Below are 18320 nucleotides of genomic sequence, written 5' to 3'. Positions count from 1 at the left end.
GAGGAATTTCATGCTTAGGATGAAAAAGTTGTTTACCCTAATCGTATTCTCATGTTTATTCGTGTTTATTGTTGCTGGGTGCGGGGGGAAAAAAGACGAGGCGAAAGAAACGAATACGAAGCAAGGCGGAGCTGTTGAGCAAATTAAGAAGCGCGGGAAGTTAGTAGTTGGAGTGAAGAATGATACGAATTTATTTGGATTGAAAAACCCTTCAACAGGGCAAGTAGAAGGATTCGATATTGATATCGCGAAGGCACTTGCGAAAAAAATTCTTGGTGATGAAAAGAAACTAGAGCTGAAAGAAGTAACGTCTAAAACACGTATTCCGATGCTGAAAAATGGTGATATTGATGCAATTATTGCGACAATGACAATTACGGAAGAACGCAAAAAAGAGGTAGATTTCTCAGATGTATATTTTAAAGCAGGACAATCGTTACTTGTGAAAAAAGGAAGCAATATTAAGAGCATTGATGATATAAAACAAGGCGTTAAAGTATTAGCTGTAAAAGGATCAACATCTACAAATAACATTCGCCAAAAATCACCAGAAGCAACAGTATTAGAGTTTGAGAATTATAGTGAGGCATTTACAGCGTTAAAAGCAGGTAAAGGCGATGTTTTAACTACAGATAATGCGATTCTTTACGGAATGGCAAAACAAGATTCTAATTATGAAGTTGTAGGGAAAATTTTCACGGATGAACCGTATGGAATTGCAGTACAAAAAGGTGCAGACGATTTAACGAAAGAGATTAATAGTTTATTAAAAGATATGAAAGCGAATGGAGAATACGATAAATTGTATAAAAAATGGATTGGTCAAAAACAAGAGAAGTAAAATGAAACTTTATTTCTCGTGATAAATAGTAAGAGTGAGAGGATGAGAGTACTCATCCTCTTCTTGTAAAGAAAGAGGGGAGAATATGTGCCTGATTTTTCTATATTAACGAATAACATTGATATGTATTTAGAAGGATTTAAATATACGGTTATGTCTAGTGTAGTTGCACTAATAGGAAGTTTTGTTTTAGGAATTGTTATGGCAGTGATGCGAATTTCACCTATTCGTATTTTGAATTGGATTGGCTCTGCCTATGTAGAGTTTGTTAGAAATATTCCACTCGTATTAATTGCATTCATTTTCTATTTTGCTTTGCCTGTAATAGGAATTACTTTCAACGGTTTTGTAGCAGGGACAGTTGCGCTTACAGTTTATACAGCGGCTTTTATTGCGGAAGTAATTCGTGCTGGTATTTTATCAGTCGCGAAAGGTCAAATGGAAGCAGCACGTTCTTCAGGATTAACTTATACGCAAGCGATGTATCATGTCGTCTTACCTCAAGCGATGAAAATCGTCATTCCTCCTCTAGGAAATCAATTTCTCAATTTAGTAAAAAACTCTTCAATACTCGGAATTATTGCTGGAACGGATTTAATGTATCAAGGAGACTTAATTTCAACGAAGACGTTCGTTACGTTTGATGTATATATATTTGTCGGGATGTTTTATTTAGTATTAACAATACCGCTAAGTATGCTAGTGCGTTATTTAGAAAAACGCTTGGCAAAGGAGGCGGTATAAATGGATTTTAAAGGAGCGATAACAGGTGATCATATCCTCTTTTTATTAAAAGGATTACTCATAACGTTAGAGGTAGCGCTCGTAGCAATTGTACTTAGCTTTATTATTGGTAGTGTAATAGGGATATTGCGCTACATGAAAATACCTGTCGTCTCACAAGTATTAGGAATTATCGTTGAAGTGATTCGAAACTTACCACTACTTTTAATTATATTTTTCACATATTTTGCGCTTCCAGAAGCAGGCTTGAAATTAGAGATTATAACAGCTGCAATTGTTGCTTTAACAATATTTGAAGCGGCAATGATATCTGAAATTGTTCGAAGCGGTCTATTATCTATCGAAAAAGGGCAGATTGAGGCTGCAAGGTCTTCTGGATTAACGTATGTGCAAGCGCTTTGGCATATTATTTTGCCGCAAGCATTAAGAAGAATGGTCCCCCCGCTTGTTAGTCAATTTATTTCATTGTTAAAAGATACGTCATTAGCGGTTGTTATATCATTGCCAGAGCTTATGCATAATGCTCAAATTATTAGCGGGCAGAATGTAAATTATATGATTCCGACATTTATACTAGCAGCCTGTATGTATTTTGTTGTAAACTACGGTTTATCAATTTTATCTAGAAGATTAGAAATACGTTAACTCTTACAAAAAAATGTAAGAGTTTTTTCCTTATAAATCCTTTTTTTCCTCAAATTAGTATTGTGGGCTCTTAATATTTGAATTTTTATATTGTTTTATCAGAAAAGTTTTAATTTTATATAGAAATTGTAATCGCTTTCGTGTATATTTTTATTATCAGAAAATTTTAAAAAGAGATAGGGGTACTTGTAGGGGGAGGATTAAGATGCAGCAAACAACGAATGAGCAATTACATCGTACGATGAAGAGTAGACATTTATTTATGATCGCACTAGGTGGTGTAATCGGAACTGGTTTTTTTCTAGGTTCAGGTTACACCATTAATCAGGCTGGACCAGGGGGAGCCATCCTTTCATATTTAGTGGGCGGATTTATTATGTATTTAACAATGCTTTGTCTTGGAGAGCTAACGGTAGCAATGCCAGTTTCAGGATCTTTCCAAAAGTATGCGACGAAGTTTATTGGACCAGGGACTGGATTTATGATCGGTTGGCTATACTGGATTGGATGGGCAGTAACAGTAGGATTAGAATTAACATCGATCGGTTTAATGATGAAAAGATGGTTTCCGAATGTTGATGTTTGGGTATGGTGTCTCGTATTCGGAGTTATTTTATATGCTTCAAATGCAATATCAGCGAAGAGTTATGCTGAATTAGAGTTTTGGTTCTCTAGTATTAAAGTAGTTACAATTATTGCATTCATTCTACTTGGTGGTAGCGCATTACTAGGATTCTTACCATACGATGGAAAAGAAGCAGCGCCTCTTTTCTCTAACTTTGTAAGTGATGGTGGGCTATTCCCAAATGGACTAGCTGCAGTGCTTCTTACGATGATTACAGTTAACTTTTCCTTCCAAGGAACAGAGTTAATCGGGATTGCAGCAGGAGAGAGTCAGAATCCTGAAAAAACAATTCCACGTGCGATTCGTAATACAGTATGGCGCATTATGTTATTCTTCATTTTAACAATGACAATTTTAGTAGGGTTAATTTCTTGGAAAGAAGCAGGGATAATTGAAAGCCCATTCGTAGTTGTATTTGATAAAATCGGTATTCCATATGCAGCTGATATTATGAACTTCGTTATTATTACAGCTCTTCTATCTGTAGCGAACTCAGGGTTATATGCAGCAACGCGTATACTATGGTCACTTGCAAATGAAGGAATGGCACCAACTTCTTTCAAGAAAGTAAATAAACGTGGTATTCCGATTACAGCGTTAGTCGTAACGATTGCTGTAGCGGCGTTATCTTTATTAACAAGTTTCCTTGCAGAAGATACAGTATATATGTATTTATTATCTATAGCTGGTTTATCGGCTGTTTCAAGTTGGATCATTATTGCTTTATCACAACTTCGCTTTAGAAGTCAGTATTTAAAAGGCGGAGGAAAATTAGAGGACTTAAAGTATAGAACACCACTATACCCGCTTGTTCCAATTTTAGCTTTAATTACAAATAGCATCGTTGTTATTAGTTTAGCGTTTATTCCAGAACAACGAATGGCGTTATATTGTGGTATTCCATTTATCATTTTCTGCTATATATATTATTATATGAGTAAGAAACGGAAGAAGCCGATGAAAGTGGAGATGGAAGCGAAGTATGAAAATAAAAATTAAGCATGATGATATAGAGGCAGATTTATCGTATGGTCAATTAGCGATTGGGAAAGAAAACGGATATTCACCGTTACAATTACTCGTTTCTTCTATCGCAGGATGTAGTGCAATTGTTTTTCGAACGATTTTAGAAAAGAAACGTATTGCATACGATACGTTTACAATTGAAACTGAAATTGGTAGAAGTGAAGCTTTATCAAAACCAGTTGAAAGTGTTCATTTGCACTATAAAATTAAAGCGCAAAACATTACAGAAGAACAATTAGACAAGGCACTGCAACTTGCGGTGAAAAATTGCACAATTGTTCAATCTGTAAAGGATAGTATAAAAGTTACAGAAACAATTGAATTAGTAAAGTGAAACATAAAAACGTGAGAATAGGGCGCTCACGTTTTTATGTTTTTGGCAGAGGGGGAAGAATGATGGAATGTTTAGGTTGTAAATTAGCAAATGAAGAAGAAATTATATATAAAGTGTATGAAGATGATTATGTAACTTGTTTTTTAGATCATGCGCCTTTCTATACAGGGCATACTTTAATCGTTCCAAAGCAGCATGTTGTAGAAGTGGACGAATTAGAGGATTGTGTAGCGCAAGCGATTATGGATGCTTCTAAGCTTATTTCAAAGGCTATTAAGTTATTATATAAACCAGACGGAGTTACAATTTGTCAAAATGGTGGAATCTTTAACGAGTTAACTCATTATCACATGCATATTGTGCCGAGATATAAAGAGCGTTCGTTTGCTGAGTTTTATACGGTGCAGCCAGGAGAACAGCAAAACCATAACTTTGAAGAGACAAAGAATTTATTAAAAGAAGCAATAGAGAAAATAATACATAGCGAAAAGGCGTAAGAGGGGTTTTCTTAAGGGGACAGTCAGGAAAATTCTAATATTAAAAAGCCCAATTTCTCAGTTAAAATAGAGAAATTGGGCTTTTTTTTATTCTATTATTCAATTTTCTCTATTAAAGAATTCTGCAGTGTCACAAAGTATATCGCTCATTCGTTATATAGAATGAGAGGAGGAATTATATGAAAGTTACAAACAAAGATTACGAAAAGATGGAAGAGCTATACGAGTTGTATGAACAAAAAATTTATTATGTAGCTTATTCTATTTTAAATAATATTCAGCAGGCTGAAGATGCAGTTCAAGAGACGTTTATTACTCTTTATAAAAATTTGAAAAAGCTTCATAGTTTGAACACTGAAGAGCTTAAACGGTATATTTTGAGGATTGCGAAAAACAAAGCGATTGATAGCTACCGGAAAAATAAACGACATGAAACATTTTTAGAAGAATATCAACGAGAATCAACAGAGGTAGTAGATGAAAATATTGAAGAGTGGGAAAAACGTATAATGTCTGAGGTTCAGATTGATACATTGCTAACAGAATTAAGTGAATCTAACAGACAGGTGTTTAAGTACAAAGTCTTCTATAACTTAACGTATCAAGAAATTTCAAGTGTAATGGGGATAACCGAGGCTAATGTCCGCAAGCAATTTGAGCGCGCTCGAAAACGAGTACAAAGTATTATAGGAGGTATACAAAATGACGAATTCAAAGAACTCCAAAGAAATGTATGACCTTGCTGAAAAAATTGCTTTAGATGATTTTGATAAACTGGATGAACAACATGAATTTTCACATACATATACGCGCAAAAAGAAATTGTTCATGGAGGAAATTAAGCTGAAAGGCGAGCGACCACAGACAAAGCGTAAAAGAAACCATATGTTAATCGCTGCTGCCTGCTTATTGATTGGTATGCCGACAACTGTTTTTGGTGCAGTAAAAGTCTATAATATGATTGTTCAAAAACAAAATTACGAAGTAAATGTTTCAGTAACGAATAAGGAATCGAAAAATATTGATAAGTGGTATAAGTTGAAGGTTGGTAAATTACCAGAAAATATGGAAGCAATCGATGACTCTGCTATGAAATATTCATTTAAAGATAACTACGCAATGGGTGGATTTTCATTCGCTCTTTGGAGAGTAGGGGGGGATTCAGATTTTCCAACTTTGTACTCGAAAAGTTATGAAGAAAAAGAGATAAATGGTAAGAAGGCAGTAATTGTCCATAGAGAAACTGGTAATAAAGATTTAATGTTTAATAGAGTGATTTTTCTCTATTTTGAGGAAGAGGGAATTATGCTACAAAGTTATATTGGAAACGATATAAACGAACAACAAATGATGGATGTGTTAGGGAACATTTCACTTGAGCCCACATCAAAAGAAAAGGCATCACATATAGCAGATTATGATAAAAAGTATTTTAGCCAAGCAGATGAACCTAAAAAAACTAAGGTTATTCCTTTGAAAAAAGATAGCAAACGACTATTTCATATAGGACAAAAGGTTCCAGTAACGGTATCTATGGATAACAGCCAAATTGAATATGTGATAGAAAAAGTTGAAGTTTTTGATTCAATCAAAGATTTTAAGCAAGAAAACTTTAATGAAATGGGATTAGGGAGACTAAGCGAGAATCAAGCTTTGGATCAAGCAGGTCAATTGATACCATACAGGCGGGATGAATATAAAGTTGGAAATGGTAAAGACTCAATTGATAAATTAGTAGAGTGGAAATTAGTTCATCCTAAATTTGTCTACCTGACAACAACAGTGAAAAATATAGGTAAACAGAAGACAGAAGAAATTTATATGCATCCATCCATACAAGTGCTTAAAGGTAAAGGGAATGTATGGAAATACGCTGAAAGAGATGGAATTGCAGAAAAAAATATTATGACGGGCGAAGTTGATTATTTAGAACCTCACGGAGATGGGAAAAGCTTTTACAATATTGGCAGTATCACACCAGGGGAAACGGTAAAAGTTAACTTAGGTTATTTTGTAGATGAGGATAAACTAGATTCAATTTTTTTGGATGCTTTCAATTACAGAGGGATTGGTGACACTGAAAATATGAATTCGAAAAATCGTTGGTGGTTTGACATTCGTCAATAATAAAACAATAGGAACAACGGGACTGAAAAAGCTGCTTATATTTAGCAGCTTTTTCAGTCTTCATACATATGTAAAACTTCTTTCGCACGTATACGTAAACCATCTATTAATTCTTTCGGTTCTAAAACTCGTGCATCTTTTCCAAGTCTATAAAATAAAGGGGTAATAAAGTTAATTTCACCTTTATCAATTGTTGAATGTATATAACCTGTCCCGTCTTCGTTTACTATAACGAATTCTTCAAGGTAGGGAACGCTTTTACACTGGCGCACGCCTTCTGTCGTTAATAAAACATGTAACTGAGTAGGAATGTTTATTACGTTAGAGTTAGAGGCGAACCATTCTTCTAAATTCATAAACTTATCTTTATTTTCTTCGGTCGATAATATGGAAAGAATACGATCCACGCGATACAGTAATACTTTGTTTCGACTATAGTCATAGGATGGCAAGTACCATAAACCATCGTGGGCATATACACCGATAGGATGAACATGTTTTGTTTTTATCCCCGATTTAGATTCGTATTGAAAGTGTAAATTTTTATTTTCAATAGCGGCAGTTAACACTTCGTTTAATAGAGGTGTATCAATTGTTCTTTTCGGATTCCAAAAAGCGATATAAGAACGTATTTTATCAACTTTAGCTTTCGCATCATTTTGTAGAGAGCTATACAGTTTATGAGTAACAGAATTGATTTCTGTATTAAAAGGCAAGTTACGATAGTAGCTTAAAGATTGGAAAGCAAAAAAGATGGAGACCGCTTCTTCTTCGGTAAATAAAATGGGGGGAAGCATGCTGCTTGTTAATACTTTATATCCTCCATTACGACCTTGTTCAGCGTAAATGGGTAATCCCATATCACTTAAATCTAAAATATATCTATGGACCGTACGAACGGAAATATTAAATTCATCAGCTATTTCTTGAGCTGTAAATGTTTTTTTTGCAGAAGCAAATATAAGAATTTCTAGTAAACGTTTTGCTTTTGACAAGGATATCACCTTTTCTTTTTTAACATGACATAAGTTGTCATGTTTTATGGTTAGTATAGTGCTTATAAGATGATTTTATCAATAGAAGCTGTAAGGAGGAAAAGATATGTCACGTGAAATTGTTTTATTTATTGCAGCGAGCTTAGATGGATTTATCGCGAAAGAAGATGATGATTTAGAGTGGTTAATGGAAACAGAAGGTGAGGGAGACAACGGTTATACAGAAATGTACGAAACAATTGATACGATAATTATGGGAAAGAGAACGTACGATTATGTGGTAGAGCATACGGAAACATTCCCGTACCTAGATAAAAAATGTTATGTTTTTTCTAATTCAGAAAAAGGTTCAAACGAACATGTAGAGTTTGTAAATGAAGATGTATTAGAGTTTACAAAAAGGTTGAAAGAGCAGGAAGGATCTAAAATATGGATGGTCGGTGGAGGGAGTCTACTGAGAGAGTTCTTTAAGAATAATTTAATTGATGAATATGTTGTTACGATTACACCTCACATATTAGGTTCTGGAGTTCCGTTATTTAAAGAAAAGAACCCGGAAATTCATTTAACTTTAACGGATACGAAACGTTTTGGCCAATTCGTAAATTTATATTATAAAGTAAAGTCCTAAAGGATAAGAAAACACGACTATTGATGATAGTCGTGTTTCTATATAGATGGCAATGAAATTGTAAAGCAAGATCCGTGATCAATTTCACTTGTGACAGTAATATTCCCGCCGTGTAGTTCTACGATTTCTTTTACGATGGAGAGCCCTAAACCAGTGCCTCCTGTAGCTCTAGAGCGCGCTTTATCAACACGGTAAAAGCGATCGGAAATGTGAGGGAGGTCTTCAGGGGGAATACCTTCTCCCTTGTCCTTAATTTTGATGGAAATATGTTTATGTTCTTCTGTAACAGAAATATTAATATGAGAATGTTCTTTTGAATGTCTATACGCGTTATTTAAAATGTTAGCCATAACTTGTTCAAAGCGTTGCTCATCTAGCTTTACTAAGAGTGAGGAAGGACATGTGAAAACAACTTTAATTTGTTTTTCTCCGTACATCACATTTATTTTTTCAGTGATGCGAGTAAGGAAGGTGTGTAAATGCACTTCCTGTACTTGAATGAAAAAGTTATGCTTTTCCATTTGAGCGAGTGAAAATAAATCTTGAACTAAGTTTGTAATATAATCAGACTCGTCTTTTATAATGGATAAGTATCGTAAACGTTGCTCTGGGGGTGTGTTTTCTTTTGATGCAATGTCAGCATAACCTCTTACGTACGTTAATGGTGTTCGTAATTCGTGAGCAACACTTGCTAGAAATTCACTTCGCTCCGTTTTCATATAATGTAAATCATTTGCGAGAGTTTGGATAGATTGTGCTAGTTCACCAATTTCGTCATTTCGAGTAGTTGTTAATGAAACGGATAAATCGCCCTTACTCATTTTTTCAGTCGCTTGTTTCATGTGTAACAATGGTTTTGTTAACAAACGTGATAATAGAAAAATGGTGATGGCTGTTAATAGGAAAGTAATGACTCCAGCGATAATGAATTGCCGTGTGAGCCCGTTAACCATTTCTTCGATTGATTCCGTCCCGAGAAACATATATACATAGCCTTCCGTTTTTCCTGCCACTATAATTGGGCTAACTGTACATATATAATTAGATGTTTTCCAATGATTCTCTATAATTGCTCCATCATGATCTGTTCGTGTTTGCATTCCTTCAATATGTTTTTTTATAGTAGTATTTATTTCATTGGATTTAGCTAGTATTTCCTTATTTGCATTTGTAATAATAACAGTTGTTTCAGCTTCGGATTCCATTAAAGCGACATGGGAGATTGTTTGCCTGTCAAAATATTTTTCAAGGACATCTCGGTGACTATTTCCACGCTTTAATAAAGCAGTCATTTCTTCATTCACTCTATTGTTTACAAGGCTATAATAGAGCAAGACAAATAGAACACTTTCGATTAAAAGTGTAACAATTAGAAAATAAAATCCGAGTTGAATAGAAATTCGCTTCATCGTTTTGCTCCTTAGTTTTCAATATCAATCCATCGATATCCTACTCCGTAAACAGTTTTTAAATGGTGATCAATGGGGAAATTTACTTTTCTTAATTTATCACGTAAATTACGAATATGTGAATCGACTGTTCTATCTTCTGTATTTGTATTTAATCCCCAAATTCGTTCAATGAGCTGATCACGGCTTAATACGTAGTTCACATGACGTAAAAATAATCCGAGTAAAGAGAATTCGATTGGGGTGAGAAGAAGTTCTTCATTATGGACAGAAATGAAATGCTTGGCCTCATCCCATAAAATGCCGTGATATTGGATTTGTGCATGTTGATTGGTTCGGCGTAAAACAGCTTCAATTCTTGCGAAGAGCTCCTCTTCGTGGAATGGTTTCGTCACGTAATCATCTGCTCCAAGTTTTAACCCTTGAACGACATCTACCGTTTGATCACGAGCAGTTACCATAATGATAGGAACGTTACTAAATGATCGAATTCTTTTGCAAGTTTCCCACCCATCCATCTTTGGCATCATAATATCGAGTAAAACAAATTTGAAGTTTCGATTTTCTATATGTGAAATAGCTTCTTCTCCGGATACTGCACATACGCAGTTATATCCGATTGGAGTAAGATAAAGCGTTAATAATTCAAGCATTCTCGGTTCATCATCTACGAGTAGTATATCGATCATAGAGTACCTCCGCATTTGTAGTTATTACTTAAATTGTAAGTCAAAATCATGAAGAAATGGTGCAGATTATAATGCATCTGCATAATTTCTTCAGAATTGCTTGTTATTGTAAAGTTGAAATTCCATTTTAGGTAATAATATTGGCTCGAAAACGAATAATACGGAGGCGATATAGTGAAAAAGATGACCCGAATTTTGGGGATAACAATAATTGCAGCAGTCGGTCTTGCGGCATGCGGACAAACGAGTACAGATCATAAAAATCATGAATCTACAGAAGAGAAGAAAACAGAGCAAAAGGAAATGAAAATGAATCAGGAGGTAACTGCGCCGAAAGAAATGAATCAAGGTGCATCGAATGATTTATTAACGACAAGTTTAAAAAATGTAACGAGATTAAATACAAATGATCCTCTGCAAATGGCAGTATTAACTTCGCAAACGATATGGCCAGCAACGCATAAAGAGAATCAGCCAGGCGCTATTATTTTAGTGCCAGTAAGCGAGTGGCAATTAGGTATTGCAAGTGCGGATCTTATTCATCATCCGAATAACGGACCGATTTTATTTATAGAAAAAGAAAAGGTACCCGAAATGACGTTAAAAGAAATAAAACGATTAAATCCGCTCGGAACGAAAGATGGAACGCAAATTATGGTGATGGGGGATATAGGGGCATCTAGCCTAGAGCAATTAAAAGAATATAAAGTAAAGCAAATAAAAGAAACGGACCCAGCTAAATTTGCTAAAGATGTTGATAAAGAATATGCCGATATAACAGGAAATTATCCAAATAGCGTTATTATCGGTTCGTCTGAAGAAGAAGGACGTTTATATACAACACCAGCTGTAAATTGGATTTCTCATATGCCAGAACCTCTTCTATATACTGAAAAAAATAAAGTGCCAGAAGCGACAATAGAGGCATTAAAGACGAGAAAAGATAAAGCGAATATATATGTGTTAGGACCAGAAAAAATCGTTTCGAAAGAAGTAGAAAAAGAGTTAAGTAAATACGGGAAAGTAACGCGTATTAGTGGGGAGACTCCAACAGAAAATTCGGTTGCATTTGCGAAATTTAAAGATGAAAAAACGAAATTTGGCTGGGGATTCACAAAACCAGGTCACGGTTTGTCATTTGTTTCAAGCAAAACACCAGACTTAGCAATTGCGGGAGCACCGTTTTCACATATGGGTAAACATGCCCCTGTTGTTTTGCTTGAGGAAGGAAAAGCTTCACAACCAGTTTATGACTTCCTTGCTACTATTCAGCCGAAGTTTAAAGATGATCCAACACTTGGACCATATAACCATGGTTTCCTATTAGGAAGTAGTAGTGATGTTTCATTTGAAACACAAGGGATATTAGATGAGAGGTTAGAAATTGTTCAGGAAAGTGGTCAAGGTCACGGTGGACATTAATGAAATGAGAAAAGACGCTGCTAAGGTAGCGTCTTTTCTTTAGGAAACTTTTACATAGCACAACATCCTTTGCTCGTTATATAATAGCCTTCGTGCAGTCGGCCTTGATTTTCTTATGGAGAAAATCAAATGATAAAAGAGTGGAGGAGTGTTACTTTGTTTCAAACTATAAAAAATGAATGGTTCTCAAATATGAGAGGGGACGTGCTGTCAGGAATTGTTGTTGCTTTAGCGTTAATTCCTGAAGCGATTGCTTTTTCTGTTATTGCAGGTGTAGATCCGACGGTTGGATTGTACGCGGCCTTTTGTATTGCGGTTACAATTTCGTTTGTCGGCGGAAGACCAGGGATGATCTCGGCGGCAACGGGTGCGATGGCATTATTAATGGTCACTCTTGTGAAGGATCACGGTTTGCAATATTTATTTGCTGTGACAATAGTAACAGGTATTGTTCAAATTATTTTTGGAGTGTTCAAGCTGAGCTCATTTATGAAGTTTGTTCCTAAATCCGTTATGAGTGGTTTTTTAAATTCACTTGGAATTTTAGTTTTTACAGCGCAATTGCCGCATTTTAAAAATGCAACTTGGCAAATGTATGCACTTGTCGCATTAGGACTTGCAATTATATATTTATTTCCACGTATTACGACGGCTGTTCCGTCTACACTTATTTCAATTATTATTGTGACAAGCATTGCACTTATGAGCGGATTACAGTTGAAAACAGTAGGGGATATGGGAAGCTTACCGAAAGAATTACCGTTCTTTAGTATTCCTGATGTTCCATTTACACTTGAGACATTAGCAATTATTTTACCGTATTCAGTTATGCTAGCGGTTATAGGTTTACTAGAGTCATTATTAACGGCGTCGGTTTTAGACGATATGACACATACGGAAAGTAATAAGCATAAAGAGGCACGTGGACAAGGGATTGCGAACGTTGTTGCTGGTTTCTTCGGAGGAATGGCAGGATGTGCAATGATTGGACAATCTGTTATTAACATTAAATCAGGTGGTCGCGGGAGATTATCGACGTTTGTAGCCGGTGGTTTTTTAATCGTATTGCTATTTGTTTTAGGTGATTACGTTGTTCATATTCCGATGGCAGCTTTAGTTGCAGTTATGATTATGGTTTCGATTGGGACGTTTGATTGGAACTCTGTAGCGACGATTCATAAAGTACCAAAAGGAAACGCATTTGTTATGATCGTAACAGTTGTGATTGTCCTAATTACACATAATTTAGGATTAGGTGTAATTATCGGAACGATAATTAGTGCAGTTTTATTTGCATTCAATATGGCAAAGATTCACGTGAAACATTTGTATATTGAAAATAAGAAAATATACGAAATTCACGGCCAACTATTCTTCGCATCTACGGCAGAGTATATAAATGCTTTTTCATACAATGAAAATGTGAAAGAAATTGAGATGAACTTTACTAACGCACACGTATGGGATGATTCAGCAGTAGCGGCAATTGATAAGGTTATCATGAAATATGAACAGAACGGTGTGAAAGTAAGGATCACAGGGTTAAATGAACGTAGCTCGAAGCTCGTTGCGAATTTAGCTACTTATAATAAGAGAATTGCTAGTTAGAAGCCTCCTTTTTAGGGGGCTTTATTATATAATACGGGTAGGATAACGAAAAGGGGATTCAGCATATGTACAAACAAATTTTATTAGCATGCGATGGTTCTGAACATGCACTTCGAGCAGCCGAGCATGCAACATATATTGCGAAATTTAACGAAGAAACACATGTTGAAGTTGTGTACGTAGTAGATAATAGAACGGCAAAGTCAGATATTATACAAGGACAAACGGATTTAGAAACAATATCAGCTAGTCGAAAAGATAAATTAAAAGAGATTGAGGGTTTATTAAAGAAAGAGAACATTTCCTACAAAATTACGATTCTACATGGCGATCCAGGAGATACGATTGTTCAATATGTAAATACAGGAGATATAGATCTTATTATTGCTGGGAGTAGAGGGCTAAATACACTGCAAGAGATGGTGCTTGGTAGTGTAAGTCATAAAATAGCAAAGCGTGTGAAATGCCCGGTTATGATTATAAAGTGAAGCTTTAATCAGTGGGGGGTTTGTTCATCCCCCACCTAACTTCTTTGCTTTCACTGAATTTTGAGGTGGGGGTCTTACTGCCCGGCGAATAGCGGGGTAAAATGAGTTGAGTGAGATATTATGTAGTGTAAGCAGGACCTTGATATAATTCGAGGTCTTTTTTGATGTATAGAGGGGGAGATTATGGAAATACTAGATATAAGTTTAGAGGGAAGTTGTTAACTTACAAATTTGTAAGTTAGTTGTCAGCGAAATCGATGTTATGAAATTTTTCCCATTGATACAATAAGAATATCAAAGGGGATATAGGGAGGATGGAAGGTATGAAATCATTTCAAAATTTGTCTTATAGCCAAGGGGTAAGTTTAATTTGTTTAGGTGGATTTGCTGGATCTGTTATGTTAGCTGTTTTAATAAAGATGTTTCAGCAAATGTTTTAATCGTATTGTATAAGAAGAAGAAGGGAAATGGTCATTATAAACTACAAAATTTATACTTTAGAGATAAATAAAAAATAGCTCCTAGCGAAAGAAAGTATAGGCTAGGAGCTATTTTTATTTTATTTCTCTGTTTCTGCTTTATCGCTTGTTACGCTAACGTTACCCCATTTATATTGATCTTCTGGTGTATATTTATAGTCTTTTACGCGGTTGTTTACACCTTTTAAATCGAATTTATAATGAAGTGGAATTAATGGTACTTCATCATGAATTAATTTTTGCCATTTATCGTAGACGTCTTTACGATACTTTTCATCAGCAGCCGCTGGAGAAATACCCTGTTTTAATAATTCATTATTTTTGTCATTAGACCAACGCGTGTAATTGAACGATGCATTTTTAGCCCAAATACCAGAAGGGTCTGGGTCAGATGCAGTTCCCCAAGCTCCAGAGAAAATATCAACTTTTGGATCATCCTTTTTAATCATATCGTAGAATGAGTTAAATTCATGTAAGCGACCATCAAGAAGCTCTACTTTTAGGCCGATGTCTTTCCAAGATTGAATAAAGAATTTTGCGAGTGGTTCACTTACATCGCTACCACTCATTGATAAGAAATTAGCTTTAAATTCTTTACCATTCGGATCTTCACGGAATCCATCTCCGTTCGTATCTTTATAGCCAGCTTCATCTAATAACTTTTTAGCTTTCTCTACATCTTTATCGTAAGAACCAACTTTATTGTTGTGATATTTTGGTAGAGATGGTGGGATTGGTGAGTTAGCCGGATAACGTAGGCCATGATATAATTTTTCACCAATTTCTTTTCGATCAATAGCATACGCCATTGCTTGACGTACACGAACATCTTTGAATTTCTCCTTATCCATTACTACTTCTTCTTTTTCTTTATCCATATGGCCTAATTTAAAACCGATATAGCTATAGTATAAATCAGTTTTACCGACTAATTGTGCATTTTTTAATGTACTTACATTTGGATACTGATCTGCACTTACTTCAGCAATGTCAATATCACCATTTTTTAAGGACGCGTTAACAACGGAAGGGTTAACAACTTTTAAAACCATACTTTTTAGTTTTGGTTTTCCGCCATAATAATCATCAAAACGTTCAAATTCAACAGCTTCACCTGGCGTAATTTTCTTCACTTTAAAAGGTCCGAAACCAATTGGGTTTTTACGGATTTTATCAGATTCTGCTAATTTATCGATTGGTACATCTCCTAAGTATTTCTTATGAAGAGGGTATGTCCAAAGCCCAGTTTTCACTGAAGGATTCGGTTCTTTAAACGTAATCGAAATTGTTTTTGGATCCGTTACCTTTATACCTGAAATTTTTTCGGCTTTTCCATTATGGTAATCTTCCATACCTTCAATCATTTGCATTTGAGTGTCATAGCGAGAACCGGCATATTGTTTGTTACCAATCACTAGATAAGAGTATTCTAAATCCTCAGCAGTAACAGGGTTTCCATCATGCCATTTTACATTATCTTTAATTTTAAGGGTAATTGTCTTTTTATCTTTAGAAATTTCATATGTAGCAGCACCATCATTCGTGTATTCCCAGTTTTCGTCATTTGATAATAAAGATTCATCGAAAATTGTAATGACCTGGTTATCAGGATCTCCTTCATATACAGCGAAGTTCAAAAGTCCTTCAAATGGTGTGTTAGAAACAAGACCATATGTTAATGAACCATCTTTAATTTCCTTTTTATCATTTTTAACAGATGCACTAAATTTATTTGTATCTACTTTTTTTGTGCTGCTCGTTTTTTCACTACCACCACTGCCCCCACATGCTGAAAGTAGTAATGTTGAAACCGCAAGTGTACTTAATACTTTGAAAAATTTTGGCTTATTTGTCATTTCTTCCACCCCTTATCCTTTTCTTTGTCTTGCGTCGGCCGAACGACGTAGCGCTTGACCAATAAAATTTATACACAGCATCAATGCTAAAATCATGATTGATGCGGGTAACCAAATCCACCATTTCTCTTGTAATACATCTGGATTTCTAGCATAACTAACAAGTGTACCAAGGCTTGGTGTACTTTCTGGTAGACCAAATCCTAAGAAAGTTAGACCAGATTCAATACCGATGTTTCCAGCAAGATTTAATGTAACACTGACAATGATAATTGAGCTTAAGTTAGGTAGTACTTGAAAAAGAATGATTTTCCAGTTTGGTGTTCCTAATGTTTTTGATGCAGAGACATAATCGAGTTCTTTTTCAGTTAATACTTTTGAGCGAATTAATCTTGCCTTTCCTGTCCATAAGAAAACGGTCATAATTAAAATGAAAGTAAAAATGTTGAATGTAGGAACAAGTGTAATAAAAACAATTACAAGCATTAAAAATGGTAAAACCATGACAAAATCGATAACGCGCATAATGATATTATCAATAGTTCCTCCAAAATAACCGGCAATTAATCCAATTGAAAGACCAATCAAACAAGAAAGAATAGTAATAGCTAGTCCAATTGTAAATGAGTTACGTGTACCAATAATAAGTTGGCCGAAAATATCGCGTCCTCCGTAATCTGTTCCTAACCAATGTTCAGCAGAGGGAGGGGCATAAATGGCGAATAAATCAACTCGTACAATATCTTCTTGTTTCATAATAAAAGATGCTGCGTATACCGCTAGTAATAAGATTGCTAGGAAAAAAAGTGAAAACATTGCTAATTTATCTTTGCGAAGTTCTCGCCACATAATAGAGAAACCAGAAGGACTTTTTTCGTAATGAATAACTTCAGTTTGTTTTTTAGGGTTTGCTAACATTAAAAACCCTCCTTTCTTTAATCAATACGAATACGTGGATCAACGATGCTTAGAATAATATCTGAAAGGAGAGTTCCAAGTAGCGTTGCAAATCCAGTAAACATAACGAGTGCAGTTATTACACTAAAATCGCGTTGAGAGATAGATTGTATAAATAGTTGTCCAATCCCTGGATAACTAAAGATACTTTCCAAGAAGATGGCACCACCAACTAATCCTGTAATTTCATAACCTAAGAAGGCTGCAATTGGTAAGAATGAATTTCGTAAAATATGTCTAGAATAGACTTTTGATTCTGGAACACCCTTTGCTCTTACTGTACGTACAAAATCTTTATGTTTCGTATCGATAATTTCGCTTCGTAAATATTGAACAGTACCAACTGTCGCAATTAATGCGCCGGATAAAGCTGGTAATAGCATGTGATTGAATTTGCTTAAATAGTAAGCAAATGTACCTGTTGCAACTTGAGGATCTACGCTACCGCCAGTCGGAAACAGAGCAAACTTAAATCCGAAAAGGAAGAGCATAATTAGTGCAAATATAAATAGCGGTGTAGCAAAACCTAGATAGTTGTAAAGGGTAATGAGTCGATCAGCCCAGGTATCATTCCAACGCCCACTTATAACTCCGAGTGGTATGGCAATTAAATAAGTAAGAATAAGAATGACAAGTGCTAAAGATACTGTGTTTCCAAGTCGTTCTCCAATTAAATCGGTTACTTTCATTTTATGTGCATAGGAAATACCAAAGTCACCTTGGGCTGCATTTTTAATCCAGCGAACATATTGTGTTGTAACTGGGTCATTTAATCCAAGCTTTTCTCGCTGTTCTTCAATCACTTTTGGATCTGCTTTTGGGTTATTCATTGTTCTACCGGTTAAGGCATCGCCTGGCATTGCTTTAGCTAGTAGAAAGACTAGTATACTTAACACGAATAATTGCGGGATCATCACTAAAAATCTCCGTAATATAAATTTCCACAT

19 protein-coding genes are annotated in these 18320 nt (G+C 35.3%); 13 read left to right on the top strand and 6 right to left on the bottom strand.

Translation table 11 applies throughout. From position 1 onward, the window contains the following. Positions 1 to 10 precede the first annotated feature (10 nt). The 8 genes from glnH to AC0IXC_RS24400 all read left to right on the top strand — a co-directional run bounded on the left by glnH (position 11) and on the right by AC0IXC_RS24400 (position 6839). A complete protein-coding gene (glnH, locus tag AC0IXC_RS24435; RefSeq protein ID WP_215590698.1) occupies positions 11 to 841 on the top strand; it encodes a glutamine ABC transporter substrate-binding protein GlnH in 831 nt (276 codons plus the stop codon). Positions 842 to 928: 87 nt separating this feature from the next. Continuing rightward, positions 929 to 1585 (top strand): amino acid ABC transporter permease, encoded by a 657-nt coding sequence (locus AC0IXC_RS24430; RefSeq protein ID WP_002090963.1) that lies wholly within the window; start codon positions 929 to 931, stop codon positions 1583 to 1585. Continuing rightward, positions 1586 to 2230 carry an amino acid ABC transporter permease gene (locus AC0IXC_RS24425; protein WP_088031299.1) on the top strand — a complete coding sequence of 215 codons (645 nt, stop codon included), beginning with the start codon at positions 1586 to 1588 and terminating at the stop codon, positions 2228 to 2230. Positions 2231 to 2435: 205 nt separating this feature from the next. Then, complete coding sequence (locus AC0IXC_RS24420; protein WP_002029755.1) at positions 2436 to 3854, top strand: amino acid permease; 1419 nt, start codon at positions 2436 to 2438, stop codon at positions 3852 to 3854. Beyond that, positions 3838 to 4215 carry an OsmC family protein gene (locus AC0IXC_RS24415; RefSeq protein ID WP_002090961.1) on the top strand — a complete coding sequence of 126 codons (378 nt, stop codon included), beginning with the start codon at positions 3838 to 3840 and terminating at the stop codon, positions 4213 to 4215. The genes AC0IXC_RS24420 and AC0IXC_RS24415 overlap by 17 nt, the downstream gene beginning before the upstream one ends. A 62-nt stretch (positions 4216 to 4277) precedes the next feature. Then, positions 4278 to 4712 (top strand): HIT family protein, encoded by a 435-nt coding sequence (locus AC0IXC_RS24410; protein ID WP_252188902.1) that lies wholly within the window; start codon positions 4278 to 4280, stop codon positions 4710 to 4712. 179 nt (positions 4713 to 4891) lie between these two features. Then, complete coding sequence (locus AC0IXC_RS24405) at positions 4892 to 5449, top strand: RNA polymerase sigma factor (protein WP_215590700.1); 558 nt, start codon at positions 4892 to 4894, stop codon at positions 5447 to 5449. Beyond that, positions 5415 to 6839 (top strand): DUF4367 domain-containing protein, encoded by a 1425-nt coding sequence (locus AC0IXC_RS24400; protein ID WP_215590701.1) that lies wholly within the window; start codon positions 5415 to 5417, stop codon positions 6837 to 6839. Before AC0IXC_RS24405 ends, AC0IXC_RS24400 begins: the two co-directional genes overlap by 35 nt. 53 nt (positions 6840 to 6892) lie before the next feature. On the opposite strand, the gene AC0IXC_RS24395 is transcribed toward AC0IXC_RS24400, so the two are convergent. Then, on the bottom strand, positions 6893 to 7834 hold the full coding sequence (locus tag AC0IXC_RS24395) for a helix-turn-helix transcriptional regulator (protein WP_471653501.1): 942 nt from the start codon (positions 7832 to 7834) through the stop codon (positions 6893 to 6895). 106 nt (positions 7835 to 7940) lie between these two features. On the opposite strand from AC0IXC_RS24395, the gene AC0IXC_RS24390 reads away from it, so the two are divergent. Then, entirely contained in the window at positions 7941 to 8465 is a 525-nt protein-coding gene (locus AC0IXC_RS24390) for a dihydrofolate reductase family protein (RefSeq protein WP_016101817.1), read from the top strand. A gap of 38 nt (positions 8466 to 8503) precedes the next feature. On the opposite strand, the gene AC0IXC_RS24385 is transcribed toward AC0IXC_RS24390, so the two are convergent. Further along, the gene (locus tag AC0IXC_RS24385; RefSeq protein ID WP_471653500.1) at positions 8504 to 9874 is read right to left on the bottom strand and encodes a sensor histidine kinase; all 1371 of its coding nucleotides are present in this window, start codon (positions 9872 to 9874) and stop codon (positions 8504 to 8506) included. A gap of 11 nt (positions 9875 to 9885) precedes the next feature. Then, positions 9886 to 10563, bottom strand: a complete 678-nt coding sequence (locus tag AC0IXC_RS24380; RefSeq protein ID WP_002029819.1) for a response regulator transcription factor — start codon at positions 10561 to 10563, stop codon at positions 9886 to 9888. A gap of 174 nt (positions 10564 to 10737) precedes the next feature. Here AC0IXC_RS24380 and AC0IXC_RS24375 point away from each other — a divergent pair, with 174 nt between their 5' ends. The 4 genes from AC0IXC_RS24375 to AC0IXC_RS24360 all read left to right on the top strand — a co-directional run bounded on the left by AC0IXC_RS24375 (position 10738) and on the right by AC0IXC_RS24360 (position 14521). Beyond that, the gene (locus AC0IXC_RS24375; protein WP_215590705.1) at positions 10738 to 11985 is read left to right on the top strand and encodes a cell wall-binding repeat-containing protein; all 1248 of its coding nucleotides are present in this window, start codon (positions 10738 to 10740) and stop codon (positions 11983 to 11985) included. A 156-nt stretch (positions 11986 to 12141) separates the two neighbouring features. Next, positions 12142 to 13593 carry a SulP family inorganic anion transporter gene (locus tag AC0IXC_RS24370; RefSeq protein ID WP_002188312.1) on the top strand — a complete coding sequence of 484 codons (1452 nt, stop codon included), beginning with the start codon at positions 12142 to 12144 and terminating at the stop codon, positions 13591 to 13593. Positions 13594 to 13658: 65 nt separating this feature from the next. Beyond that, positions 13659 to 14081 (top strand): universal stress protein, encoded by a 423-nt coding sequence (locus AC0IXC_RS24365; RefSeq protein ID WP_002010593.1) that lies wholly within the window; start codon positions 13659 to 13661, stop codon positions 14079 to 14081. A gap of 323 nt (positions 14082 to 14404) precedes the next feature. Further along, the gene (locus AC0IXC_RS24360) at positions 14405 to 14521 is read left to right on the top strand and encodes a DUF4027 family protein (protein ID WP_002125236.1); all 117 of its coding nucleotides are present in this window, start codon (positions 14405 to 14407) and stop codon (positions 14519 to 14521) included. Positions 14522 to 14640: 119 nt separating this feature from the next. Here AC0IXC_RS24360 and opp4A read toward each other — a convergent pair whose 3' ends face one another. Genes opp4A through opp4B form a run of 3 tightly spaced genes read right to left on the bottom strand, consistent with a single transcriptional unit; the run spans position 14641 to position 18320 of the window. Beyond that, the gene (opp4A, locus tag AC0IXC_RS24355) at positions 14641 to 16416 is read right to left on the bottom strand and encodes an oligopeptide ABC transporter substrate-binding protein (protein ID WP_341086746.1); all 1776 of its coding nucleotides are present in this window, start codon (positions 16414 to 16416) and stop codon (positions 14641 to 14643) included. 12 nt (positions 16417 to 16428) lie between these two features. Continuing rightward, positions 16429 to 17334 (bottom strand): ABC transporter permease, encoded by a 906-nt coding sequence (locus AC0IXC_RS24350; RefSeq protein ID WP_215590709.1) that lies wholly within the window; start codon positions 17332 to 17334, stop codon positions 16429 to 16431. Positions 17335 to 17351: 17 nt separating this feature from the next. Continuing rightward, positions 17352 to 18320 (bottom strand): oligopeptide ABC transporter permease, encoded by a 969-nt coding sequence (opp4B, locus tag AC0IXC_RS24345; RefSeq protein ID WP_215590711.1) that lies wholly within the window; start codon positions 18318 to 18320, stop codon positions 17352 to 17354.

It is taken from the genome of Bacillus sp. AC266 (genome assembly GCF_979253805.1).
The sequence above is the reverse complement of the archived record's forward strand: the minus strand, read 5'-3'. Positions and strand labels throughout refer to the sequence as shown.